At 74.8% G+C, this 22,128-nt stretch carries 19 protein-coding genes; 13 read left to right on the forward strand and 6 right to left on the reverse strand.

All coding sequences use genetic code 11. The annotated features are described in order from the left end of the window. Nucleotides 1-615: an SUKH-4 family immunity protein gene (locus ACZ7RU_RS34760; protein ID WP_470344985.1), complete on the forward strand. Its 615-nt coding sequence runs from the start codon at nucleotides 1-3 to the stop codon at nucleotides 613-615. A 71-nt stretch (nucleotides 616-686) separates the two neighbouring features. Here the strand turns inward: ACZ7RU_RS34760 and ACZ7RU_RS34765 are convergent, their stop codons facing one another. Beyond that, nucleotides 687-1,319, reverse strand: coding sequence for a TetR/AcrR family transcriptional regulator (locus ACZ7RU_RS34765; protein ID WP_470344986.1), 633 nt, complete (start codon nucleotides 1,317-1,319; stop codon nucleotides 687-689). A 135-nt stretch (nucleotides 1,320-1,454) separates the two neighbouring features. Between ACZ7RU_RS34765 and ACZ7RU_RS34770 the strand changes: the two genes are divergently transcribed. Next, nucleotides 1,455-2,492 (forward strand): aldo/keto reductase, encoded by a 1,038-nt coding sequence (locus ACZ7RU_RS34770; RefSeq protein WP_470345014.1) that lies wholly within the window; start codon nucleotides 1,455-1,457, stop codon nucleotides 2,490-2,492. Nucleotides 2,493-2,629: 137 nt separating this feature from the next. On the opposite strand, the gene ACZ7RU_RS34775 is transcribed toward ACZ7RU_RS34770, so the two are convergent. Beyond that, nucleotides 2,630-3,598: an NAD-dependent epimerase/dehydratase family protein gene (locus ACZ7RU_RS34775; RefSeq protein WP_470344987.1), complete on the reverse strand. Its 969-nt coding sequence runs from the start codon at nucleotides 3,596-3,598 to the stop codon at nucleotides 2,630-2,632. 383 nt (nucleotides 3,599-3,981) lie between these two features. Between ACZ7RU_RS34775 and ACZ7RU_RS34780 the strand changes: the two genes are divergently transcribed. The 7 genes from ACZ7RU_RS34780 (at nucleotide 3,982) to ACZ7RU_RS34810 (ending at nucleotide 13,278) form a co-directional block, all read left to right on the forward strand. Continuing rightward, nucleotides 3,982-6,741 carry an SdrD B-like domain-containing protein gene (locus tag ACZ7RU_RS34780; protein WP_470344988.1) on the forward strand — a complete coding sequence of 920 codons (2,760 nt, stop codon included), beginning with the start codon at nucleotides 3,982-3,984 and terminating at the stop codon, nucleotides 6,739-6,741. A gap of 147 nt (nucleotides 6,742-6,888) precedes the next feature. After that, the gene (locus ACZ7RU_RS34785) at nucleotides 6,889-7,794 is read left to right on the forward strand and encodes a hypothetical protein (protein ID WP_470344989.1); all 906 of its coding nucleotides are present in this window, start codon (nucleotides 6,889-6,891) and stop codon (nucleotides 7,792-7,794) included. Nucleotides 7,795-7,982: 188 nt separating this feature from the next. Continuing rightward, nucleotides 7,983-8,873: an ABC transporter substrate-binding protein gene (locus ACZ7RU_RS34790; protein WP_470344990.1), complete on the forward strand. Its 891-nt coding sequence runs from the start codon at nucleotides 7,983-7,985 to the stop codon at nucleotides 8,871-8,873. 31 nt (nucleotides 8,874-8,904) lie between these two features. Next, complete coding sequence (locus ACZ7RU_RS34795; protein ID WP_470344991.1) at nucleotides 8,905-9,909, forward strand: amino acid ABC transporter permease; 1,005 nt, start codon at nucleotides 8,905-8,907, stop codon at nucleotides 9,907-9,909. Then, entirely contained in the window at nucleotides 9,906-10,706 is an 801-nt protein-coding gene (locus ACZ7RU_RS34800) for an amino acid ABC transporter ATP-binding protein (RefSeq protein WP_470344992.1), read from the forward strand. Before ACZ7RU_RS34795 ends, ACZ7RU_RS34800 begins: the two co-directional genes overlap by 4 nt. A gap of 29 nt (nucleotides 10,707-10,735) precedes the next feature. Further along, entirely contained in the window at nucleotides 10,736-12,391 is a 1,656-nt protein-coding gene (locus ACZ7RU_RS34805; protein WP_470344993.1) for an N-acyl-D-amino-acid deacylase family protein, read from the forward strand. Continuing rightward, nucleotides 12,388-13,278 (forward strand): serine hydrolase, encoded by an 891-nt coding sequence (locus ACZ7RU_RS34810; RefSeq protein ID WP_470344994.1) that lies wholly within the window; start codon nucleotides 12,388-12,390, stop codon nucleotides 13,276-13,278. The genes ACZ7RU_RS34805 and ACZ7RU_RS34810 overlap by 4 nt, the downstream gene beginning before the upstream one ends. 73 nt (nucleotides 13,279-13,351) lie before the next feature. Here ACZ7RU_RS34810 and ACZ7RU_RS34815 read toward each other — a convergent pair whose 3' ends face one another. Both ACZ7RU_RS34815 and lysA read right to left on the reverse strand, forming a co-directional pair. Continuing rightward, entirely contained in the window at nucleotides 13,352-14,275 is a 924-nt protein-coding gene (locus tag ACZ7RU_RS34815; RefSeq protein WP_470344995.1) for a LysR family transcriptional regulator, read from the reverse strand. Between the two features lie 9 nt (nucleotides 14,276-14,284). Further along, on the reverse strand, nucleotides 14,285-15,676 hold the full coding sequence (gene lysA / locus ACZ7RU_RS34820; protein WP_470345015.1) for a diaminopimelate decarboxylase: 1,392 nt from the start codon (nucleotides 15,674-15,676) through the stop codon (nucleotides 14,285-14,287). A 179-nt stretch (nucleotides 15,677-15,855) separates the two neighbouring features. Between lysA and ACZ7RU_RS34825 the strand changes: the two genes are divergently transcribed. The 4 genes from ACZ7RU_RS34825 to ACZ7RU_RS34840 all read left to right on the forward strand — a co-directional run bounded on the left by ACZ7RU_RS34825 (nucleotide 15,856) and on the right by ACZ7RU_RS34840 (nucleotide 20,343). Further along, nucleotides 15,856-16,524, forward strand: a complete 669-nt coding sequence (locus ACZ7RU_RS34825) for a GntR family transcriptional regulator (protein WP_470344996.1) — start codon at nucleotides 15,856-15,858, stop codon at nucleotides 16,522-16,524. 123 nt (nucleotides 16,525-16,647) lie between these two features. After that, the gene (locus ACZ7RU_RS34830) at nucleotides 16,648-17,895 is read left to right on the forward strand and encodes an MFS transporter (RefSeq protein WP_470344997.1); all 1,248 of its coding nucleotides are present in this window, start codon (nucleotides 16,648-16,650) and stop codon (nucleotides 17,893-17,895) included. Between the two features lie 304 nt (nucleotides 17,896-18,199). Next, the gene (locus tag ACZ7RU_RS34835; protein ID WP_470344998.1) at nucleotides 18,200-19,705 is read left to right on the forward strand and encodes an MFS transporter; all 1,506 of its coding nucleotides are present in this window, start codon (nucleotides 18,200-18,202) and stop codon (nucleotides 19,703-19,705) included. Continuing rightward, nucleotides 19,702-20,343: a maleylpyruvate isomerase N-terminal domain-containing protein gene (locus ACZ7RU_RS34840; RefSeq protein WP_470344999.1), complete on the forward strand. Its 642-nt coding sequence runs from the start codon at nucleotides 19,702-19,704 to the stop codon at nucleotides 20,341-20,343. The genes ACZ7RU_RS34835 and ACZ7RU_RS34840 overlap by 4 nt, the downstream gene beginning before the upstream one ends. 26 nt (nucleotides 20,344-20,369) lie before the next feature. Here ACZ7RU_RS34840 and ACZ7RU_RS34845 read toward each other — a convergent pair whose 3' ends face one another. Together ACZ7RU_RS34845 and ACZ7RU_RS34850 are read right to left on the reverse strand one after the other, a co-directional pair. After that, nucleotides 20,370-21,200 (reverse strand): ABC transporter permease, encoded by an 831-nt coding sequence (locus ACZ7RU_RS34845; RefSeq protein WP_470345000.1) that lies wholly within the window; start codon nucleotides 21,198-21,200, stop codon nucleotides 20,370-20,372. Beyond that, nucleotides 21,197-22,120: an ATP-binding cassette domain-containing protein gene (locus tag ACZ7RU_RS34850; RefSeq protein ID WP_470345001.1), complete on the reverse strand. Its 924-nt coding sequence runs from the start codon at nucleotides 22,118-22,120 to the stop codon at nucleotides 21,197-21,199. Before ACZ7RU_RS34850 ends, ACZ7RU_RS34845 begins: the two co-directional genes overlap by 4 nt. Nucleotides 22,121-22,128 lie beyond the last annotated feature (8 nt).

A 22,128-nucleotide genomic window follows, 5' to 3' on the forward strand; every position in this document is an offset into this window, starting at 1 on the left:
ATGACCAGGTCCGACGCCGAGCTGGCGGCCGCCGCCGCGAACCCCACCGCGGCCTGGCTGGAGTCCTGCTTCGGGCCGGGCACGCTGTGGCGGCCCGAGCCCGGGGCGCTGCCCGAGCGGCTGACGTCGCCGGGCGCCCGGGCGTTCCTGACCGAGGTCGGCGTGCCGGCCGTCGAGCTCGACTTCCTCGGCTTCGACGCCACCGACCTGCCCGAGCGCGGGATGTGGGAGGCGGACCTGGGCGATCTGTTCGGTGAGCGCACGCCGGACGACGACACCCCGCCGAGCAACCGGGGGTACTGCGTCGGCACCTTCGACGAGTGGCACCTGATGGTGTCCGGCGACACCGGCGCCGTACGGATCTACAGCCCGGACGGCTGGGACCACGGGCGCGGCTACGGCGGTCGGGCGGCCGACTCGCTGCCCGCGCTGGTCGGCGCGCTGGCGGTGCTGGCCCGGCTGGAGGAGCGGATCTGCGAGGGGGACGCCAAGGCCGCGCTGGACGGGTTCGCCGCGCTGGTGGCCGAGTTGGGGCAGGGGCCGGACGACTCGGACCTCTGGGTGAGGCTGCTGGAGGACCTGCGCGAGGAGTACGAGGAGCTGGACGAGGACTGACCGTCCCCTCCCGGGCGGCCGCACAACGCTGTTGCGCTGTGCGGCCGTTCGCGTTTCCGCCGGCCGTGCGGTCAGGCTCCCCGGTGCCGGTACGCCCCGGCCCGGGCCGCCGCCGCGGCGGCCTCCGCCGCGCGGTCGGCGGCCGCCTCGTCCAGCGGCTCCCCGGTGGTGAGCATCCGGTAGTAGAGCGGCGCCGAGACCGCCCGGACGACCTCGAACCCGTCCGTGTCCGGTGGGAGTTCGCCGCGTTCGACGGCCGCGGTGACGCACGGCGCCCACTCCTCGACCCGGCGCCGGTAGAAGTGCCGCAGCGCCTCGGCGGCGTCCGGGTCGCAGGTCGCCGCCACGATGACGGCGCGGAACAGCGCGCCCTGCCGGGGGTCGGCCAGGGTGTGCTGGACGAGCCGGGCGTTGGCCCGCAGGTCCCCGGTGAGGGAGCCGCTGTCGGTGCGCGGCAGCGACTGTTCGGCCATGTCCGCGAGCAGGTCCGCGACCAGCGCGGTGGTGCTGCCCCAGCGCCGGTAGACGGTGGTCCGGCCGACCTCGGCCCGCTGGGCGATGTCGCCGAGGTCGAGACCGCTGAAGCCGTGCTCGACCAGGGCGTCCTCGGCGGCGCGCAGGACGGCGGCGCGGACCCGGGCGGTCCGGCCGCCGGGGCGGACCGTTCCGGGCGTCGACGGCTCGGACGGGGAGGGATCGGCCATTAACGGGATTCCTGTTCCATTAGGTGGTGGGAGTCTGCTACGTTCGACGCATCCTAACGGAACGGGAGTCCCATTAGGGGCTTCGAGGGGAGAACCGCCATGACCGACACCACCGGCACCACCGGCAGCACCGACATGGAGTACCGCCGCCTCGGCGCGTCCGGCCTCAAGGTGCCCGCACTCAGCCTCGGCACCGGCACCTTCGGCGGCCGCGGCCCGCTGTTCGGCGCCTGGGGCACCACCGACGTCCAGGAGGCCCGCCGGCTCCTCGACATCGCCATCGACGCCGGGGTCACCCTCTTCGACACCGCCGACGTCTACTCCGACGGCGCCTCCGAGGAGGTGCTCGGCCAGGCCGTCCGCGGCCGCCGCGACCAGGTGCTGATCTCCACCAAGGCCGGACTGCCCACCGGCGACGGCCCGCAGGACGCCGGCACCTCCCGCGCCCGGCTCGTCCGGAGCGTGGACGACGCGCTGCGCCGCCTCGGCACCGACTACCTGGACCTCTTCCAGCTGCACGCCTACGACGCCGGCACCCCGATCGAGGAGGTGCTCGCCACCCTGGAGGACCTGGTCCGGGCCGGCAAGATCCGCTACACCGGCGTCTCCAACTTCTCCGGCTGGCAGCTGATGAAGTCCCTCGCCCTCGCCGACCGGCACGGCCGCCCCCGGTACGCCGCGCACCAGGTCTACTACTCGCTCGTCGGCCGCGACTACGAGTGGGAGCTGATGCCGCTCGCCCGGGAGGAGGGCGTCGGCGCCCTGGTCTGGAGCCCGCTCGGCTGGGGCCGGCTCACCGGGAGGATCCGCCGCGGTCAGCCGCTCCCGGCCGGCAGCCGGCTGCACGACACCGCGGACTACGGCCCGCCGGTGGAGGACGAGCTGCTGTACCGGGTGGTCGACGCGCTGGACGGGATCGCCGCCGAGACCGGCCGCACCGTCCCTCAGGTGGCGATCAACTGGCTGCTGCGCCGCCCGACCGTCTCCTCGGTCATCATCGGCGCCCGCAACGAGGAGCAGCTGCGCCAGAACCTCGGCGCCGTCGGCTGGTCCCTGACAGAGGACCAGGTGGCCCGGCTGGACGCGGCCAGCGCCCGGACCGCGCCGTACCCGTACTTCCCGTACCGCCGGCAGGAAGCCTTCGCCCGGCTCAACCCGCCGCTGGCGGGCTGAGGCCCGGTCGGGAGAGCTACGCGCCGTCACCTCGCAGCGCTCGCGGCCACGCGCGGTGGGATCGGATGGCGCGTGTCGCCGGGGCGGGGAGGTGCCGTAAGGCTGACGGCCCCGCAGGAGCGAGGGTGACGCAGGCCCTAGCGTCGGTGCCAGGCGGCGAGGAGGGTGGCCTCCCGGGCGGGGTCGAGGGTGCCCGGCACGGGCGTGAACGGCTGGATGTCCCGGGCGGTGTCGGCCACCGGGCGCAGGGCCAGGCCGGTGGCGAGGGCGGCGGCCGGATCGGCGGTGCTGGTGGCGCGGGTCTCCGGGTCGGCCGGCCAGAGCGGGAGCGCGCGTTCGGTGACCCCGGCCGCGCGGAGGAACTCCTCGTCCACCCAGGTGAGCGTGGTGCCGGGCGGGGCGACCGCCGAGGCGACGGCGTCGAGCAGGTCGCCCAGGCCGAACGGCGGGGGAGTGGCGGCGTGGTACGCGCCGGAGGCGCCCCGCTCCAGCAGGGCGAGCATCCAGGCGGCGAGGTCGCGGGCGTCGACCACCTGCACCGGCGCGTCCGGCCGGCCGGGGGCGAGCACCTCGCCGCCCCGGGCGAGGCGTTCCACCCAGTAGTCGAAGCGGTGGGTGTAGTCGTGGGGGCCGATCACGTACGTCGGGCGGATCAGCAGCGCCCCCGGGCCGAAGGCCTCCCGGGCGGCGCGCTCGCACTGGACCTTGAGGACGCCGTAGCTCTCGGCGGTGATCTCCTCGGCCTCCGGTCCGTCGGCGGGCAGCAGCGGGGAGTCCTCGGCGTAGCCCGGGGCGGCCGGGACGTCGTACACCGCGAGCGACGAGACCAGCAGGTAGCGCCCGGCGCTGCCGGGGTCCAGGGCGGCCGCCAACCCGCGGACCTGGCGCGGGAAGTAGGCGCAGAGGTCGACGGTGGCGTCCCAGCTGCGGCCGCGCAGCACGGACAGGTCGGCGTCGCGGTCGGCGATCAGGTGGGTGGCGTCCGGGAGCAGTCCGGCGCCGGACCGGCCCCGGTGCAGCACCGTGACCTCGTGCCCGGCCGCCAGTGCCGCCCCGGCGAAGTGGAGACCGATGAAGCGGGTGCCGCCCATGACCAGAATGCGCATCGGAACATCGTGCCAGCCCGCCCGGTACCGGCGCCAACCGGCGTCCGCCTGGTGCCCGAGTTGTGAGTGGGGTGCGTGAGTCGGCGGGTGGTGTGTACGGTTCCGGCGGGAACTGTGTTCGACGGTCAACGGCATCGAACGGCGGGCGTCGGCCCTGGTGGAGCGCGGTGGACCCGATCGTCGCTGGTCGACCGCCCGGCGACGGGAAGGGAAAGTGGAGCCGTGACGGCCTCGAAACGCCTGATGCGCTGTCAAAGTTCCTTGTTTCCCGGCGAACTTGTGTGAAGGCCCTTTAAGCTCCCGTTAACAATGGCGGTTTTTCGCCGCTCACGAACTCCCTCACGAGGTCGGGCGGAAGGCCCAACTGAACGATGAGAGCAGGGATGACGACGACAACTGAACGAACGGCCGGTGGCGCGCGCGGCCCGGACCGTCGGCGACACGGCGGGATCGGCCGCACCGTGGCCGGTGCGGCGGCCCTGGCCGTGGCGATCGGCGCCGGCGCGTTGGCGGCCGCCCCCGCGGCCTTCCCGGCGGCCGGCGACGGGACGGTGACGGTCCGGGTGATCCGGGCCGTGGACACCGACGGGGTGTGGTCGCCCGGGCTGGAACCGACCATGGCGGGCGTGCGGGTGACGCTCACCGACGACGCCGGGGTGGCCGTCGAGGGCACCACGGCGGCCGACGGCACACTGACGCTGTCGCCGGCCACGAGCAAGCTGACCGGCGGCAAGTACCGGGTGCAGGTGGTGAACCCGAAGCCGGACGTGCTCCACCCGGCCTTCGCCTCGCGCCAGGGCCTGGACGGCGCGCCCAACCAGCTGAGCTCCAACGAGGAGTTCGTCGACCTCTCCGGCGGCAAGAAGGTCGAACTCACCACGGGGCTGTGGAACCCGGCCGACTACTGCCAGAAGAACGCGCCGCTGGTGACGACCTGTCAGAACCCGCCCGGCGAGGGGGACGCCCAGCACACGCTGGTGTCCTTCCCGTACAACTCCCGCGGAACGGCCGGCGCGGGCTTCACCCTGACCGACGTGGCCACGGCGGGGCAGACCGGAAACCTCTACGGCATCGCCTGGAACAAGGCCGATCGGAGGGTGTTCTCCTCGGCCCAGGCCAAGCGGACCACCAGCTACGGCCCCGGCGGCCCCGGCGGGATCTACGTCACCGACTGGGACAAGAAGAAGACCACGCTGTTCGCCACCGTCCCGGACGCGGGCACCACCCCGCACGGGCCGGGCAACGACGACGGCTTCCTGGCCGCGGTCGGAAAGGAGAGCCTCGGCGGCATCAAGATCACCGACGACGGCAAGGACCTGTTCGTCGTCAACCTCCACGACCGCAAGCTCTACCGCTACGACGCCACCGCGGCGACGGCGGCCGCACCCAAGGCCGCCTACGCCATCCCGGACCCGGGCTGCCCGGCGGCGGGGGACTGGCGTCCGTACGGCCTCGGCATCCAGGACGGCGTCGGATTCCTCGGCGGTGTCTGCTCGGGCGAGTCCACCGGCAAGGCTGCGGACCTGCGGGCCGTGGTGCTGCCGTTCGACCTGGCCACCGGGGCCTTCAAGCCGGCGGTGCTGAACCAGCCGCTCGACTACCCGCGCGGCACCACGGTGGGCGGGCCGTGCCCGGGCACCGGCTGGTTCCCGTGGCGGGACACCTTCCCGACCACCCAGAACGGCCAGGCCTGCGGGGACAACTACCTGGCCAACCCCGAGCCGGCGGTGGCCGAGATCGCGTTCGAGACGGACGGCTCGATGCTGCTCGCCTTCCGGGACCGCTTCGGAGACCAGTCGGCGGCCAGCCCGACGGGCAACGCGATGGCCAAGGTCCTGCCTGGCGGTGACCTCCTCAAGGCCTGCCTGGCGAACGGCACCTACGTGCTGGACACCAACCTGGGCTGCGGTTCCACGGCCCGGGGCCAGCGGTTCTTCGACAACGCCCGGATCGGCCACAACAACCCCGCCAACGCCGGGATGGCGTTCTCGAAGGTCGAGGACTCCATCGTGGCCTCGGGCTATGACAGCGACAGCCGGGCCTACGGCTACGGCAGCGCCTTCCAGAAGCGCGACGGCAAGGCGGACGGCGGCGTGCGGCTCAACTCGGGCGGCGGGATCCCCCCGTTCGGCAAGGGCGCCGCGATGGGCGACCTGGAGGTCCTCTGCGACCAGGCGCCGCTCCAGATCGGCAACCGGGTCTGGTACGACCCCGAGCGCAGCGGCCTCCAACTGCCGGGCCAGCGCCCGGTTCCGGGCGCCACCGTCCACCTGTACGACGCGGCGGGGAAGCTCGTCGGGACGACCAGGACGACCAAGCGCGGCGAGTACTACTTCGACGACAGCAACGTCGAGGGCGGCCTCAAGCCGCGGACCAAGTACACGATCAAGCTGGACAACCCGGCGGACTACGCCAAGGACGGCCCCCTGTTCCAGTGGGTGCCGACCGCCCACGACGTCGGTGACAACCACTTCATCGACTCCAAGGGCGTCGTCCCGAAGGACGGCAGGTACCCGGAGCGGGCGCTGACCACCGGTGGCCCCGGTGAGAACGACCACACCTACGACTTCGGCTTCCGCCAGCAGGAGGGCGCGCTGCGCCTGGTCAAGCACGACCAGGACGGCAAGCCGCTGGCCGGCGCCAAGTTCCAGTTGTGGCACGAGACCAACGGGACCGACGGGCTCCAGTCGACCGGCGCCAAGCCGGACGCCAAGGTCGGCGACCCCTGCACGACCGGGGCCGACGGCATCTGCCAGGGCACGGGCCTACCCGGCTCGTACTACTGGCAGGAGTTGAGCCCGCCGGACGGCTACGCGGCGCCGGAGGTCACCGTCTTCGGCCCGCTGAAGCTGACCTCGGCGAACCTCGACGCCGGTGTGGAGGTGACGGCCGTCAACAGGCTGATCCCCACCCCGACGCCGACGCCGACGCCCACCCCGACCCCGACCGCGACGCCGACCCCGGCGCCGACGTCGGCGGCTCCGGTGCCGCCCGCACCGCAGCCGCCCGCACCCGGGCACCTGCCCAACACCGGTGCGGGCGAGGGGATGCCGATCGCGCTGACCAGCGCGGCGGCGCTGATCGTCCTCGGCACCGCGATGGTGCTGGTGGTCCGTAGGCGCAAGGCCGCCCAGCGCGGCTGACCCTGACGGGCGCGCGGAGCGGGCGTCCGTCGTGGGGCCCGGTGCGGGGAGACCCGTACCGGGCCCGATCGGGCGGGTTCGTGGGACCGTTGGTCCCCCCGGACCCGCCCGACTGTCGTGTCCGACCGAGGAGAGGGAGCGGGCCGTATGCCCCGCAAGACGAAGGCCGACGGCGCGCCCCGCGAGGCCAGGACGAATGCCACGGCCAAGGCCACGGCCAAGGCCACGGCCACGGCGGAGGCCGACGGCCGCGGGCCCCGGCGCCCCGGCTGGCTCAAGGCCCTGATCGCGATCGTGGTGTGCGGCACCGCCGCGGGTGGCCTGGCCGTCTACCGGACGGTCTCCGACGAGGCCGCCGAACGCCCGGTGACCACCGACGAGGCGGGGCGGCTCGCCCTGTCACGCCTGAACCTCTACCAGGCCAGCCCGGTGGCGGTGGCGGTCACGGCCGACGAGGGCGGCGGCGTCAGCATCCGGGTCGACGGGGTCGTCGACTACCGCAACCACCGGGGGGTGGGCCGCTACCGGACCACCGGCGCGAGCGGACCGCTGGACCACGGCCTGATCGTCTGGGACACCGGCGGCCTCGGGCTGGCCCCCGACCCGGCCGGCGGCACCGCCCCCGCTCCCGGCGGCGGCTCCGGTACCGGCCCCGCCACCGACGCCCCGGCCTGGCAGCAGGCCGAGCACATCCCGCGCCAGGGCTGGTCACCGCGCAGCTACACGGCGGACCCGTTGGACGCCGGGCTGAACCTGCTGGTCCAACTCGGCGCGGACCGCCCCGACAACCCGTTGCTGCTCGGCCAGTCCGGGGCCCGCTGGCTGGGCCGGGACCGGATCGACGGCCGGAGCTACGACCGCATCGCCGGGCCGCGCGCCCAGGGCGCCGCACCCGACGGGGCCCGTTCGCCGCTCACCTACTGGGTCGACGGCGACGGTGGACTGCGCCGGGTGACGATGCGGATGCCGGGGCTGGGCACCCCGACCACCGTCGAGTTCACCGGACGGCAGCCGGACGCCAAGCTGCCCGAGGCCCCGTGGCTCACCGGCTGAGCCGGCTGACCTGGGTGGCCGGCTGACTCGGCCGACGTGGCTGAGCGGCCCCCGGCCGCAAACCCGCAGGACAGCCCGGGTCAGCCGTACAAAAATCGTCGGTGAGGCAGCAATGGCTTCATCATCTTCCGTTCACCAGGACTCGGCTGCCAGCATCGGCGCACCGTCACCGCCCGAGGGAGTAGCCGATGAACCGCCCCCGTTCCCTGCGCTGTCTGGCCGCACTGTCCCTGGTCGTCCTGGCCGCCACCGCCTGCGGGCGCTCCGACCAGGGCGGCGCCGCAGCCGCCGGTGCGGCGCACGCCGGACAGAACTCCGGGAAGAGCGCCGCCGAGCTGCTCCCGGCGAAGAACAGGCAGAGCGGCGTGCTCAGAGTGGCCACCTCCGTCGGCTACCCGCCGATGGAGATGTACAAGGCCGGCACCACCGAGCTGACCGGGGTCGACCCGGACCTCGCCGCCGCCCTCGCCGGGAGGCTCGGCCTGAGGCTGGAGCTCTCCAACTCCTCCTTCGACGGCCTGATCCCCGGCCTCCAGGCCGGCCGCTACGACCTGGTGATGTCCTCCATGACGGACAGCGCGCAGCGCCGCCAGGCCGTCGACTTCGTCGACTACTTCCGCACCGGCGGGGTGATCATGACGAAGAAGGGCAACCCCGAGGGCATCAAGTCGCTCGAGGACCTCTGCGGCAGGAAGGTCGTCCTCGCCAAGGGCAGCTCCAACCTGGAGATCGGCGAGCGGCAGAACGCCGAGTGCGCCACCAAGATGGCGATCTCGCAGAGTGAGGACGCCCCGACCGGACTGCTCCAGCTGGACAGCGAGCGGGCCGTGGCCACGATCGTGGACTACCCGGTGGCGCAGATGTTCGTGCGGAACAGCGGCTCCTACGAGGTGCTGCCGGAGCAGTACGGGACGGCGCCGTGGGGCATCGCGGTGGCGAAGAAGGACTCCGGGCTGCGCGACGCGGTGCAGACGGCGCTCCAGGAGCTGATCGAGAGCGGCGAGTACCGCAAGGTCCTGGACACCTACCAGGTCGGCGGCAGCGCGGTGGAGCGCGCCACCGTCAACGCGGCGCAGTGAGAACGGCGGCACCGACGAGATGAGCACCGACATGAGAGACCCCGCGATGTCCGCCGACCCGCCGAAGCCCACCGACCCGTCGAAGCTCGACCCGACGCCCGCCGCGGCCGCCGCCGACGACGACCTGGCCTTCGAGGTGACCGGGCGGCCCCGCCCGGCGCGCTGGTTCGCCGTACTGGCGGCCGCCTTCACCGCCGTCTGGCTGGCCTGGACCGTCATCGTCAACCCCAACCTGCACTGGGACATCGTCGCCAGGTACCAGTTCGACGGCGTGGTCCTGGAAGGGCTCTGGGTGACGGTCCAACTCACCCTGATCTCCCAGGTGGTGGGCATCGTCATCGGCGTGGTGGCCGCGGTGATGCAGCTGTCCGACAGCCCGGTGCTGCGGACCACCGCCGGGGCGTACACCTGGTTCTTCCGCGGCACCCCGCTGCTGGTCCAGCTGATCTTCTGGTTCAACCTGGCGCTGCTCTTCCCGGAGATCAGCATCGGCATCCCGTTCGACGGGCCCAAGCTGGTCAGCTGGCAGTCCAACACCCTGATCACCGGCTTCGTGGCGGCGCTGCTCGGCCTGTCGATCAACGAGGGCGCCTACATGTCCGAGATCGTCCGGGCCGGCATCCAGAGCGTCGATCCCGGGCAGCGCGAGGCGGGCGCCTCGCTGGGCATGTCCAACCGGCAGATCCTCACCCGGGTGGTGCTGCCGCAGGCGATGCGGGTGATCATCCCGCCGTTCGGCAACCAGTTCATCTCGATGCTGAAGACCACCTCGCTGGTCTCGGTCATCGCCGGCGCCGACCTGATGACCGTCTCGCAGCACCTCTACCTCGCGAACTTCGAGGTGATCGCGCTGCTGATCGTCGCGTCCGTCTGGTACCTGGTGCTCACCACCGTCGCGAGCGTCGCCCAGCACGCGGTGGAGCGGAAGTTCAACCCGGCCGGCGCCCCGCCGGCGCTGCACCGCCGGGTGCTGGCCAACCTGCGCCCGCGGCGCGGCGGAGCGCGGAAGCGCGTGAGGAAGGGGGAGGGCAAGTGAAGAGTGCGGACCTGGAGAAGCCGGCCGCCGAGGTGGTCCTGTCGGCCCGGGGGGTGCGCAAGCACTTCGGGGACCTGGAGGTGCTGCGCGGCATCGACCTGGAGGTCCGGGCGGGGGAGGTGCTCTGCGTGATCGGCCCCTCCGGTTCCGGCAAGTCCACCCTGCTGCGCTGCTTCAACCACCTGGAGAAGATCGATGCCGGGCGGATCGAGGTGGACGGCGAACTCGTCGGCTACGAGCCGCACGGCGCCTCCGGCAGCAGGCTGCGCGAGCGCCGGCCACGCGACATCCGCCACCAGCGCGAGCGGATCGGCATGGTCTTCCAGCGCTTCCACCTCTTCCCGCACCGCACCGCGCTGCAGAACGTGATGGAGGGCCCGGTCGCCGTCAAGGGCCGCCCGCGCGCGCAGGCCGAGCGGCAGGCCCGCGAACTGCTCACCCGGGTCGGCCTGGCCGACCGCGCCGACCACTACCCGGCCCAGCTCTCCGGCGGCCAGCAGCAGCGGGTGGCGATCGCCCGGGCGCTGGCCATGGAGCCGACCCTGATGCTCTTCGACGAGCCCACCTCCGCGCTCGACCCGGAGCTGGTCGGCGAGGTGCTCGGGGTGATGCGCGACCTCGCCCGCAGCGGCATGACGATGATCGTCGTCACCCACGAGATGGGCTTCGCCCGCGAGGTCGCCGACCGGGTCGTCTTCATGGACCAGGGCGCCGTCGTGGAGGCCGGCAGCCCGGCCGGGTTCTTCACCGCCCCGCGGCACGACCGCACCCGGGCCTTCCTCTCGACGGTGCTCTGATGGGAGCCATGGGACTGATGGGAACGGACGTGACCACGACCCCGGTCGACCTGCTGCTGCGCGGTGCCACCCTGGTGGACGGCACCGGTGCGCCCGCCCGTCCGGCCGACGTCGCCGTCACGGCCGGCCGGGTCACCGTCCTGCCACCGGGCACCGCGGTGGCCGCGACCGAGACCCTGGACGTCGCCGGACGGGTCGTCACCCCCGGCTTCATCGACGTCCACACCCACTCGGACGCGCTCGCCGCCCCCTTCGGCGGCGGCCGCACCGACGGCGCCCGTACCGACGGCGCCCACCCCGACGGTGACGCCCTGGACGAGCTGCGGCTGGCCCCGCTGCTCCAGGGCGTCACCACCGAGATCAGCGGCAACTGCGGGATCAGCCTGTTCCCCGCGCTGCCCGAACGGCTGCCCGAACTGGCCGGGCACCTGCGGGTCTCCTTCGGCCTCGGGCCGGTGCTGCCCGCCGAGGACTTCGACGCCTTCGCCGCCGGCCAGCGGCCCGAACTGCGCCGCAACCACATCGCCTCGCTGGTCGGCCACGGCACGTTGCGCGCCGGGGTGATGGGCTTCGAGGACCGCCCGCCCACCGCCGAGGAGCTGGCCGCCATGTGCGGGCTGCTCGACCGGGCCCTGGGCCAGGGCGCGGCCGGGCTCTCCACCGGCCTGATCTACCCGCCCGGGGTCTACGCCGACACCGAGGAGATCGTGGCCCTGGCGAAGGTCGCCGCGCGGCACGGCAAGCCGTACGTGACGCACCTGCGCGACGAGATGTCCCAGGTGGAGAAGGCCCTGGAGGAGGCACTGGAGATCGCGGCGCGCTCCGGCGCCGCGCTCCAGGTCTCCCACCACAAGACCGCCGGGCGGCACGCCTGGGGCGCCACCCTGCGCACCCTGCCGCGGCTGGAACAGGCCCGAGCGGAGGGCGTGGACGTGCTCTGCGACGTCTACCCGTACACCGCCGGCAGCACCGTGCTGCACGCGATGCTGCCGCCGTGGACCAGCGAGGGCGGGCCGGCCGCCCTGCTGGATCGGCTGCGCGGCCGGGAGGTGCGGGACCGGATCCGGGCGGACATCGCCCACGGCGTCGAGGGCTGGGAGAACACCGTCGGCAACGGCGGCTGGGACCTGATCTCGGTGGCCGCCGCCCCGGCCCGCCGCGCCGTCGAGGGCCGCCGGATCGCCGACCTGGCCGCCGAGAACGGCACCGACCCGGTGGACTACGTCTGCGACCTGCTGCTGGAGGCGCGAGGCGAGGTCACCATCATCAGCCACTCGATGCGCGAGGACGACGTCCGCCGGGTGCTGGCCAGCCCGCTGTCGATGATCGGCTCGGACGGGGTGCCCAAACCCGGCCGCCCGCACCCCCGTTGGGCGGGCAGCTTCGCCCGGGTGCTCGGCCACTACGGGCGCGAGCACGGGCTGCTGCCGCTGGAGCTCGCGGTGCACAAGATGACCGGTCTGCCCGCCGGGCGCTTCCGGCTGGCCGGGCGCGGGGTGGTCCGGGACGGCGCCGTCGCGGACCTGGTGGTGCTGGACCCGGCGGCCGTGCTGGACGGCGCGACCTTCGAGCAGCCGCTGCTGCCGCCGGTGGGCGTGGAGACCGTCGTGGTGGCCGGGCGGGTCGCGGTGCGCGACGGCCGGCCGACCGCCGACCGGGCCGGAGAGGTGGTGCGGGTCCGATGAGTCTCGCCCAGGTGGCGGCCGCCGCGCGCAGTTCGGCGGCGCTCCCGCTGACCCTCGCGGTGGCCGCCGTCGACGTGGACGCCCCCGACGCGGGCGAGGCGGCCGGTGGTACGGCCGGCGGTGCGGTCGGCGGTGCGGTCGGGGTGGACGACACCGTCGTGCTGCCCGTCGCCAGTGCCTCCAAGCTGCTGCTGCTGGCCGAGGTCGCCCGGCGGCTGGACACCGGAGAACTGACGGCCGGGCAGCCGGTGGAGATCCTCCCCGAGGACGTCACCGGCGGCACCGGCCTGCTCGGCCGGCTGAGCCGCCCCGGCTGGACGGTGGAGGACCTGGCCTGGCTGACCGCCGCGGTCAGCGACAACACCGCCACCAACGCGCTGCTGCGGCTGGTCGGCCTGCCGGCCACCGCACGGCTCGCGGACGGGCTCGGCCTGGACCGGCTCACCCTGCACGACCGGGTGCGCGACGAGCGCGGGCCCGGCGTCCCGCCGGTCTTCGCCACCGGAACCGCCCGCGACCTGGCCCGCCTGGTGGCCCTCGCGGTCCGGGGCACCATGGCCACCCCGGCGGCCTCGGCCCGGCTGCTCGGCTGGATGCGCGCCAACACCGACCACGGCCTGGTGCCCGCGCTGATCGACCACGACCCGTACGCGCCCGGCTTCCCCGAGCCGCTGCCCGGCCGCCTGCTGGTGGCCAACAAGACCGGGACGGACGCCGGGGTGCGGGCCGACGCGGGGGTCGTCGTGGGCGCCCGGCGGGTGGCCTACGCGGTCGTCGCGCACTGGGACGTGGCGCTCGGGCCGAGCACCGAACGGGCCGCCGTGCACGCCATCCGGGACGTCGGCCGGGCCCTCGCGGCCTGGGCGCAGCGGCCCGCCCAGAACTGACCGGCCGCCGCCCGAGGGAGCCGGACCGGAGCCGGGCCGGAGCCGGCCCGGGAACGGATCCGCGCCGGGGGGATCAGGTCCACTGCATGTCGAGCAGGGACCTGATCTCCCCGGCGGCGGCGCCGAGTTCGGCGAGGAAGGCGCGCAGCACCGGGTTGCGGTTGGTGGCCCGGGTGGCCACCCCGATCCGGCGGTGCAGCTGCGGGTGGTCCAGCCGGCACACGTGCACCCCGGCGCTGTCGGCCAGGCCGAGCGCCGGGATCAGCGCGACGCCCATGCCGGCCCGCGCGAGGTTGATGGTCACCTGGTAGTGGTCGCTGCGGCAGCGCACTCGGGGGCGGAACCCCTCGGCCGCGCAGGCGCGTTCGAGCACCGGCTCACCCGTGCTGCCGCCGTGGGTGCCGATCCAGCTCTCGCCCTCCAGCTCGGCCAGCCGAACCGCCGAGCGCCGCCCGAGCCGGTGCCGCAGCGGCACCACGACCAGCTGCGGCTCCTCGAAGTACATCCGCACGTCCACCGCCGCCTGGCGGCACCACGGGTCCAGCGGGTGTTCGAAGACCACGGCCGCGTCCAGCCGGCCGGCCTCCAGGTCCGGGACCAGCTCGTGCGGCTGGCCCATGATGAGCTCCAGCTCGACCTGCGGGTTCCCGGCGGCGAACGCGGCCAGCGCCCGGGGCAGCAGGTCCAGCCCGGCGGAGGCGAAGAAGCCGATCCGCAGGACGCCGGCCGCACCCTGGGCGTGCGCCCGCAGGTCGTCCTGGGCGACGGCCATCAGATCGGCGATCGCCTGGGCGTGCTCGGCCAGCCGGACACCCGCGGGCGTCAGGCGCAGGGACTGCGGAGCCCGTTCCACCAGCGCGACACCGAGCTCCTGCTCCAGACGGGCGAGCTGGTGCGAGATGGCGGACGGGCTCAGGTGCAGCGCCTGCGCCGCGGCCACGATGGTGCCCCGGCGGGCGATCTCCAGCAGGACGAGCAGTCGGGCGCTGTTCAGCATCGGCCCAGGTTAGGCCGTGTACGTCTGTCGTGCGGTGACCAGCTCCCCGGTGGGCCGCTCCGGCTGGGCGGCGGCCACGTCCAGTCGGAGCAGGTCGTGCTCGGTCTCCCGGCGCACGACCAGGCGGGCCTCGCCGTCCCGGACGAAGACCACGGCGGGCCGCGGCAGCTTGTTGTAGTTGGACGCCATGGCGTAGCCGTAGGCGCCGGTCACCGGGGTGGCCAGCAGGTCGCCGACCCGCAGGTCGGCGGGGAGCGCGGCGTCGTCGACGATCACGTCACCGCTCTCGCAGTGCTTGCCGACCAGCCGGGCGCGCCGTGGCCGGGGCGCCTGCGCACAGCGCGGCAGGAAGGCCTCGTAGCGGGCGCCGTACAGGGCGGGGCGCAGGTTGTCGCTCATCCCGCCGTCCACGCTGACGTAGGTGCGCACGCCCTCGATCCGCTTGACGGTGCCGACCCGGTAGAGGGTCAGCCCGGCGCGGGCGGCGATCGAGCGGCCGGGCTCGACGCCCACCTCGCCGCTCCAGCCGGCGCCGCGCACCGCCGCGCGGACCCGCTCGGCCCAGACGGCGAAGGAGGGGGCGCTCTGCCCGCTCAGGTAGGCGACGCCCAGGCCGCCGCCGACGGTCAGCCGGCGCAGTCCGTGCTCCACCGCGAACCGGGCCACCGCGGCGGCGCCGTCGGCGAGTTCCGCCGGGTCCAGTACCTGGGAGCCGACGTGGGCGTGGACGCCCTCCAGCCGTACGGCGGCGGAGCCCTCGGCCCGGCGCACCGCGGCCGCGGCGGCGCCGTCGGCCAGGCCGAAGCCGAACTTGGAGTCGTGGCCGCCGGTCTGGATCGCCTGGTGGGCGCCGGCCGCGACCCCGGGGGCCACCCGCAGCTGGACCCGGGCCGGGGGCAGGCCCTCCTCGCGGTGCAGCCGCTCGATCCGGTCCAGCTCGTCGAAGCTGTCCACCACGATGTGGCGCAGGCCGACGGCCAGCGCGGTGCGCAGCTCGGCCTCGTCCTTGTTGTTGCCGTGCAGCACGATCCGGTCCGGGTCGACTCCGGCGTACAGCACGGTGCGCAGTTCGCCGCCGGAGGCGACGTCCAGCAGCAGGCCCTCCTCGGCGGCGAGGCGGGCCATCGCGGTGCACAGGAAGGCCTTGGAGGCGTAGGCGACGTTGCCCCGGCCGAAGGCGGCCACCGCCTCGCGGCAGCGCCGGCGCAGGTGCTCCTCGTCGTAGACGAACAGCGGCGTGCCGTACCGGCGGGCCACCTCGTCCAGCAGCACCCCGCCGACGGACAGGCCCTCGGGGCGGCACTCGGCGGTGAGCGGCAGCAGGCCCGGGTCGACGGGCGGCAGGGCCGGCGGCTCGGGGTACGGAGACCCAGGGGGCGGCGACCCGGGGGACGGCGACACAGGGGACAAGGCTTTCCTCCCGACAGGCTGGTGGCCCCGCCATCCTCAGCCCTGCGGGAGGAGCTGAGAAAGCGCATTCTTCCGGCCCTGAGCAGTACCGAAACCGATGCTCCGGCCCGGGTCGACGGCCCGCCTCCTGTTGCATCTAAGCTTGCATCTATGGTGCTACGGTGTGTTCCATGGCCGACACCCCGCCCCCCGTCCGCGTCCCGGCCGCGGACCGCGCGTACGAACTGACCAAGGACCTCATCCTCGGCGGCGGCCTCCCCGGCGGCACGCTGATCAGCGAGGGCGAGATCGCCGAGCGCGCCGCGCTCAGCCGCACCCCGGTCCGGGAGGCCTTCCTGCGGCTGGAGGCCGAGGGGCTGCTCCAGCTGTTCCCCAAGCGCGGAGCCGTCGTGGTGCCGGTCGGCCCCGGCGAGGCCGAGGACGTGCTGGAGCTGCGCGAGGCGCTGGAGAGCACCGCCGTCCGCCGGATCACCCGCCGCCCCGACGGCCTCGACGCGCTGGTCCGGCAGCTGTCCGAACTGATCGACCAACAGCGAGAACCCGCCCGACGGGCCGACCTCGGCGCCTTCGCCGACGCCGACGAGGCCTTCCACCGGGGCATCGTGACGGCCGCCGGCAACCGGCTCGCCGAGCGGTTCTACGAAACGCTGCGCGACCGCCAGCGCCGGATGGCCGTCCAACTGCTCCAGGTGCGGCCGGAGCGGCAGCCGCAGCGGCTGGCCTCGCTGGTCGAGGAGCACACCGTGCTCGTCGAGCGGATCGCGGCCCGCGACGCCGAGGGCTTCACCGCCGCCCTGCGCAGCCACCTGGACGCCCACCGCGCCGTCACCGACGGCTGAGCCCGCCTCATCGCGCGCCGCCCGCTCCGAGCGTGCGCCGAACGGCACGGGCGCGCCGAAGGAGCGGGCGCACACCCCCGACGGACCGCCGGGACCGACCATCCGACAAGGAGCAGCACCGCCATGAGCACCACCCGGCCACCGTCCGCCGGTCCCGTCGCACCGTCCGGCCGGGGGCGGCCGTGGCTGCCCGCGGCCCTGGCCATGCTCTGCTGCGGCTGGGGCGGCAACCAGTTCACGCCGCTGCTGCTGATGTACCGCCACCTCGGCGGCTACTCGGAGGTCACCGTGGACGCCTTCCTGGGGGCGTACGTCCTCGGGCTGGTCCCCGGACTGCTGGTCGGCGGCGCGGCCTCGGACCGCTACGGGCGCCGCCCGCTGATGATCGGAGCGGTGGCCGCCTCGCTCGCCGCCAGCGGGGTGCTGTGCGGCGGCACGGTCGGCCAACTCCCCATCTACGCCGGGCGGTTCCTCACCGGCACAGCCGTCGGCATCGCGATGGCGGTCGGCACCAGCTGGGTCAAGGAGCTCTCCCAGGCCCCGCACGACCCGGCCGCCGACCCCGGGGCCGCCGCCCGCCGTGCATCCCTCGCCCTGACCGTCGGCTTCGGCCTCGGCGCGGGGGTGGCCGGGGTGCTCGCCCAGTGGGGGCCCTGGCCGATGGTCAGCCCGTACCTCGCCCACCTGCTGGTCACCCTGCCCGCCCTGTTCCTGCTCCCGAGGGCCGTCGAGACCCGGGCCCGTACCGGCGCCGTCCGCAGCCTCCGGGCCGACCTCAGGGTCCCGGCGGCCGGGCACCGGCGCTTCGTGCGGGTGGTCCTGCCGATGGCCCCGTGGGTGTTCGGCTCGGCCGGCGTCGCGTACGCGGTGACCCCGCAGCTGGTCGGCGACCGGCTCGGCGACCGGTCGCTCGCCTACGCGACCCTGCTGACCGTCCTCACCCTCGGCACCGGCGCCCTCGTCCAGCCCCTTGCCAAGCGCCTGGACTCGCTCTCCTCGGCACGGGGCGTGATCGTCTCCATGGCACTGATGGCCTGCGGCATGGCCGTCTGCGCCGCCGACGCGGCGGTCCGCTCCCCGCTGCTCGGCCTGGCCGGCGCCGTCCTCCTCGGCGCCGCCTACGGCATCGGGGTGGTCTCCGGTCTGCTGGAGATCCAGCGCATCGTCACCCCCGACGACCTGGCCGGCATCACCGGCGTCTACTACGCGCTCTGCTACTCGGGCTTCCTGCTGCCCGCCGTGCTCGCGGCGCTCTCCCCGCTGGCCTCCTACACCGTGATGCTCGGCGTGCTGACGGCCCTCGCCCTCGCCAGCCTCACCGTGATAGCCGTCTCCTCCCGCCGCCCCACCCCGGCCGAAGCCGCCCGCTGACGGCCGCCCGACCGCCCCGCCCCCGGGCGGGCGGGCGGCGGCATGGTCGGGCGGAACAGCCACCTGGTCGGGGGAGAATCACCAAACGGCTCCAGATGCTCGCCACGTCCTTCGGGCGGGCGTGGGCGGGGAGGCCGTTGGTGAGGTCCTCGACGAGGAGGCGCCAGGCGATGGCGTCGGCGGTGGCGCGGCGGGCGGTAGCGGCCCGGGTGGCGGCCCCGGGTGGGCCGGGCGACGATGGCCGGACGTAGCCGACCGACGGCCCCCTGGGCCAGGACGCCCCGGCCCCCGGGAAGAGGCTCCCATGAACGCCGACCCCCCGCGCGGTACCGCGCACCCGACGCATCCCGGCGCCACCGCCGTGGGCGGCCGGGCCGCCGCCCGGCGCTGGCGGGCGCTCGCGGTCTGCCTGGTCGCCGGCTTCATGACCCTGCTGGACGTCAGCATCGTCAACGTCGCCCTGCCGACCGTACGGGACGGGCTGCACATGTCCGACAGCGGCCTGCAGTGGGTGATCACCGGGTACTCGCTGGCCTTCGGCCTGGTCCTGGTGCCCGCCGGGCGGCTCGGCGACGCGCGCAGCCGGCGGGCCGTCTTCCTCGCCGGGCTCGCCCTGTTCACCACGGCCAGCGCGCTCGCCGGGGCGGCCCGCAGCCAGGAGTGGCTGGTGCTGGCCCGGCTGTTCCAGGGCGCGGCCGGCGGGGTGCTGGTGCCGCAGGTGTCCGGCTTCATCCAGGTGCTGTTCCAGGGCCCCGACCGCGGCCGGGCCTTCGGCGCCCTGGGCGCGACCATCGGGCTGTCCACCGCCGTCGGGCCGCTGCTCGGCGGGCTGCTGATCCACCTGGTGGGCCCGCAGGACGGCTGGCGCTGGGTGTTCCTGGTCAACCTGCCGATCGGTGTCGCCGCCCTGCCGATCGCCTACCGGCTGCTCCCGGCACCGCCGCCTGCCGCCCAGCGGGCCGGGCACCGGGACTTCGACCCGGTCGGCGTGCTGCTGCTCGGCGCCGGGACGGTCGCGCTGCTGCTGCCGTTCGTCCAGGCGCAGCAGTGGCACGGCGCGGCGCGCTGGCTGCTGCTGCCGCTGGCGGCGGTGCTGCTCGCCGCCTTCGTCGGCTGGGAGCTGCACTACGGGCGGCGGCGCGAACCGCTGGTGAGCATGGCGCTGTTCGCGGTGCGCCCGTACGCGGCGGGGGTGCTGCTGTCGCTGGTGTACTTCGCCGGGTTCACCGCGATCTTCTTCATCTTCACGCTCTACCTCCAGGCGGGCCTGCACTACTCGGCGCTGACGGCGGGCCTGGCGATCACGCCGTTCGCGGTGGGGTCGGGGGTGTCCGCGGCGGTGGGCGGCCGCCTGGTGAGCCGGCTGGGGCGGCGGCTGGTGGTGACCGGGCTGGTGATGGTGCTGACCGGACTGCTGGCCTCGGCGCTCGCGGTGCAGCTGTGGTCGGGGCCCCGGGTGGGCTGGACGACGGCGCTTCCGCTGCTGGTCGCCGGGGCGGGTAGCGGACTGGTGATCGCCCCGAACCAGACGCTGACCCTCCAGCAGGTGCCGGTGGCCCGGGCGGGCAGCGCGGGCGGGGTGCTGCAGACCGCGCAGCGGGTCGGCTCGGCGGCGGGCATCGCCGTCGTCGGCTCGGTGTTCTTCGCCCATGCCGCCGGCCCCCGCCCGGACTGGGCGCTGGCCTTCCAGCTGGGGGTGACGGTGGCGGCCGGCCTGGTGCTGACGGCGCTGCTGGTGGCGGTCGCCGACATGGCCTCGGGCCGGGGAAGTTTCCGGGCCGCCGGGCCGCGGGTAGGGGACGGGCCGTGACGGACCCCCGAACGGACTTCCTGGCCGCCGCCGGTGCGGCCGAGGAACTGCTGCGCCGCCCCGAGGTGGCGCAGGCCTGGCAGCGGCCGAGCGCGCTGGCGCGGTGGAGCGTCGGCGGCCTGGCCGGGCACCTCGCCTACCAGGTGTTCTGTGTGCCGGAGCTGCTGGCCGCCGCCGTACCGACGGAGCCGGTGGTCGGTCTGCTGGACCACTACGCCCGGTCGGCCTGGGTCGACGCGCCGCTCGACGCCGACCTCAACGTGCGGATCCGGCAGGGCGGCGAGGCCTTCGCGGCCGACGGGCCGGCCGCGCTGCACCGCCGGCTCGCCGCCGTGCTGCGGGAGCTCGCGGCCGACCTGGAAGCGGCGGACGGCACCCGCCCGGTCCGGCTGCCGTTCTGGGGCCCGTGGTCGCTCACCCTCGACGACCTGCTGCTCACCCGGACGATGGAACTGGCCGTCCACGGCGACGACCTGGCGGTCAGTGTCGGGGTGCCGGGTCCCGAACTCCCCTGGGACGCCGCCGAGTCGGTGTTCGGCCTGTTGACCCGGCTGGCCGCCCGGCGGCACGGCAGGGCGGCGGTGCTGAGGGCGCTCAGCCGGGCCGAGCGGGCACCGGGGAGCATCGCGGCGTTCTGAGCCCGGGGACGGACCCTTGAGCCGGATCAGTGGTCCCGGCGGTGGACGGCGACCGCCGCGACGGCCACCGAGGCCAGCGACCACACCGCGAAGGTGATCCAGGCGCCCGTGACGGTGGCCGGGTACTCGGACGGACGCAGGCCGGCCAGGGTGGTCCGGGCCAGCCGCTGCCAGGCGGGCAGCGGCAGGGCGTGCAGCAGGTCGGCGCTCCAGCGGTAGCGCTCGGTGATCAGCGACGGGACGAAGAACAGGACCGCGACGGTGCCCACCACGGCGCCCGCGCCGTGCCGGATCAGGGTGCCGAGGGCGAGGCCGACCAGTGCGCAGACCGGGCCGAACAGCACCGCCGCCGCCACGTACCGCAGCGCGGTCGGGTCGGTGACGGACTGTCCGATGCCGGTGCCGGACAGGATCGCCTGGCTCGCGCCGAAGGAGACGCCGACGGTGAGCACCCCGTAGCCGAACAGCACGGAGGCCAGGACGCAGGCCTTGGCGACGAGCACCGCCCGGCGGTCGGGTACGGCGGCCAGGGTGGTGCGGATCAGCCCGCTCGCGTACTCGCCCGTGATGGCGATCGCGCCGAGGCCGCCCGCGACCAGCAGCAGGATGTCGGCGGAGGCGAGGTTGAACGCGTCGTTCAGCGCCACCTGCGCCATGACCGCCGGGTCGCCGTCCCCCGGCGTCCAGTGGTCGCGGGTGTACAGGGCGGACTTGAGGTTGGCGGCGACGATCGCCAGGGCGCTGAGGCCGAGCACCCAGGGGATCGAGCGCAGCGACCAGAACTTGATCCACTCGGCGGCGAGCAGGTCGAGGAACCGGGGGGCGGGTTCGGCGGACGCTGGGGTCACGGTGCTCATCGGGTCTCTCCGGCGGGGTACTCGACGCTGTCGGCGGTCAGGTTCATGAACGCCTCTTCCAGGGAGGCGCCCCGGTCGGTCAGGGCGTGCAGCAACAGGCGGTGTTCCAGGGCGAGTTCGCCGATCCGGGCGGCGTCCAGGCCGCTCACCGCGAGGGCGCCGTCCGGGCCGGGCCGGACGGCCGCGCCGGCCGCCGTCAACACGGCCGCCAGCCGGTCGGGTTCGGCGGCCCGGACGGTGACGGTGGCCCGGCCGGCCCGGGCGGCGAAGCCGGTCAGGCTCTCGTCGGCGAGCAGCCGGCCGCGCCCGATCACCACCAGGTGGTCGGCGGTGTGCTCCATCTCGGCCATCATGTGACTGGAGACGAAGACCGTGCGGCCCTCGTCCGCGAGCCGCCGGAACAGCCCGCGCACCCAGAGCACGCCCTCCGGGTCCAGCCCGTTCAGCGGCTCGTCGAAGAGCAGCACCGGCGGGTCGCCGAGCAGCGCACCGGCGATGCCCAGGCGCTGACGCATGCCGAGCGAGTAGCCGCGGATCCGGCGCCCGGCCGCTTCGGCGAGCCCGACCTCCTGCAGCACCCGCTCGACCCGGGTGAAGGGGATCGCGTTGGCCCGGGCCAGCGCCCGTAGCTGGGCCCGCCCGGTGCGCCCGCCGTGCGCGTCGCCCGCGTCCAGCAGCGCCCCGGCGTGCCGCAGCCCGCGGGGGCGGTCGCGGAAGGGGCGCCCGTCGACGGTGACGGTGCCCCCGGTGGGGGAGTTGAGGCCCAGGACCAGCCGCAGGGTGGTGGACTTGCCGGCGCCGTTGGGGCCGAGGAAGCCGGTGACCCGGCCGGGCCGGACGGTGAAGGAGAGGTGGTCGACGGCGGTGCGGAGGCGGTGGCCGCGGCCGTAGCGCTTCGTCAGCTCGGTGACTTCGATCATGGACCCCA

Source organism: Kitasatospora sp. NPDC114501 (assembly GCF_055633695.1).

Coding starts and splice junctions, on each gene's coding strand:
- ACZ7RU_RS34760 (WP_470344985.1), top strand. CDS start 1: ATGACCAGGTCCGACGCCGAGCTGGCGGCCGCCGCCGCGAACCCCACC.
- ACZ7RU_RS34765 (WP_470344986.1), bottom strand. CDS start 1,319: ATGGCCGATCCCTCCCCGTCCGAGCCGTCGACGCCCGGAACGGTCCGC.
- ACZ7RU_RS34770 (WP_470345014.1), top strand. CDS start 1,455: ATGGAGTACCGCCGCCTCGGCGCGTCCGGCCTCAAGGTGCCCGCACTC.
- ACZ7RU_RS34775 (WP_470344987.1), bottom strand. CDS start 3,598: ATGCGCATTCTGGTCATGGGCGGCACCCGCTTCATCGGTCTCCACTTC.
- ACZ7RU_RS34780 (WP_470344988.1), top strand. CDS start 3,982: ATGACGACGACAACTGAACGAACGGCCGGTGGCGCGCGCGGCCCGGAC.
- ACZ7RU_RS34785 (WP_470344989.1), top strand. CDS start 6,889: ATGCCCCGCAAGACGAAGGCCGACGGCGCGCCCCGCGAGGCCAGGACG.
- ACZ7RU_RS34790 (WP_470344990.1), top strand. CDS start 7,983: ATGAACCGCCCCCGTTCCCTGCGCTGTCTGGCCGCACTGTCCCTGGTC.
- ACZ7RU_RS34795 (WP_470344991.1), top strand. CDS start 8,905: ATGAGAGACCCCGCGATGTCCGCCGACCCGCCGAAGCCCACCGACCCG.
- ACZ7RU_RS34810 (WP_470344994.1), top strand. CDS start 12,388: ATGAGTCTCGCCCAGGTGGCGGCCGCCGCGCGCAGTTCGGCGGCGCTC.
- ACZ7RU_RS34815 (WP_470344995.1), bottom strand. CDS start 14,275: ATGCTGAACAGCGCCCGACTGCTCGTCCTGCTGGAGATCGCCCGCCGG.
- ACZ7RU_RS34825 (WP_470344996.1), top strand. CDS start 15,856: ATGGCCGACACCCCGCCCCCCGTCCGCGTCCCGGCCGCGGACCGCGCG.
- ACZ7RU_RS34830 (WP_470344997.1), top strand. CDS start 16,648: ATGAGCACCACCCGGCCACCGTCCGCCGGTCCCGTCGCACCGTCCGGC.
- ACZ7RU_RS34835 (WP_470344998.1), top strand. CDS start 18,200: ATGAACGCCGACCCCCCGCGCGGTACCGCGCACCCGACGCATCCCGGC.
- ACZ7RU_RS34845 (WP_470345000.1), bottom strand. CDS start 21,200: ATGAGCACCGTGACCCCAGCGTCCGCCGAACCCGCCCCCCGGTTCCTC.
- ACZ7RU_RS34850 (WP_470345001.1), bottom strand. CDS start 22,120: ATGATCGAAGTCACCGAGCTGACGAAGCGCTACGGCCGCGGCCACCGC.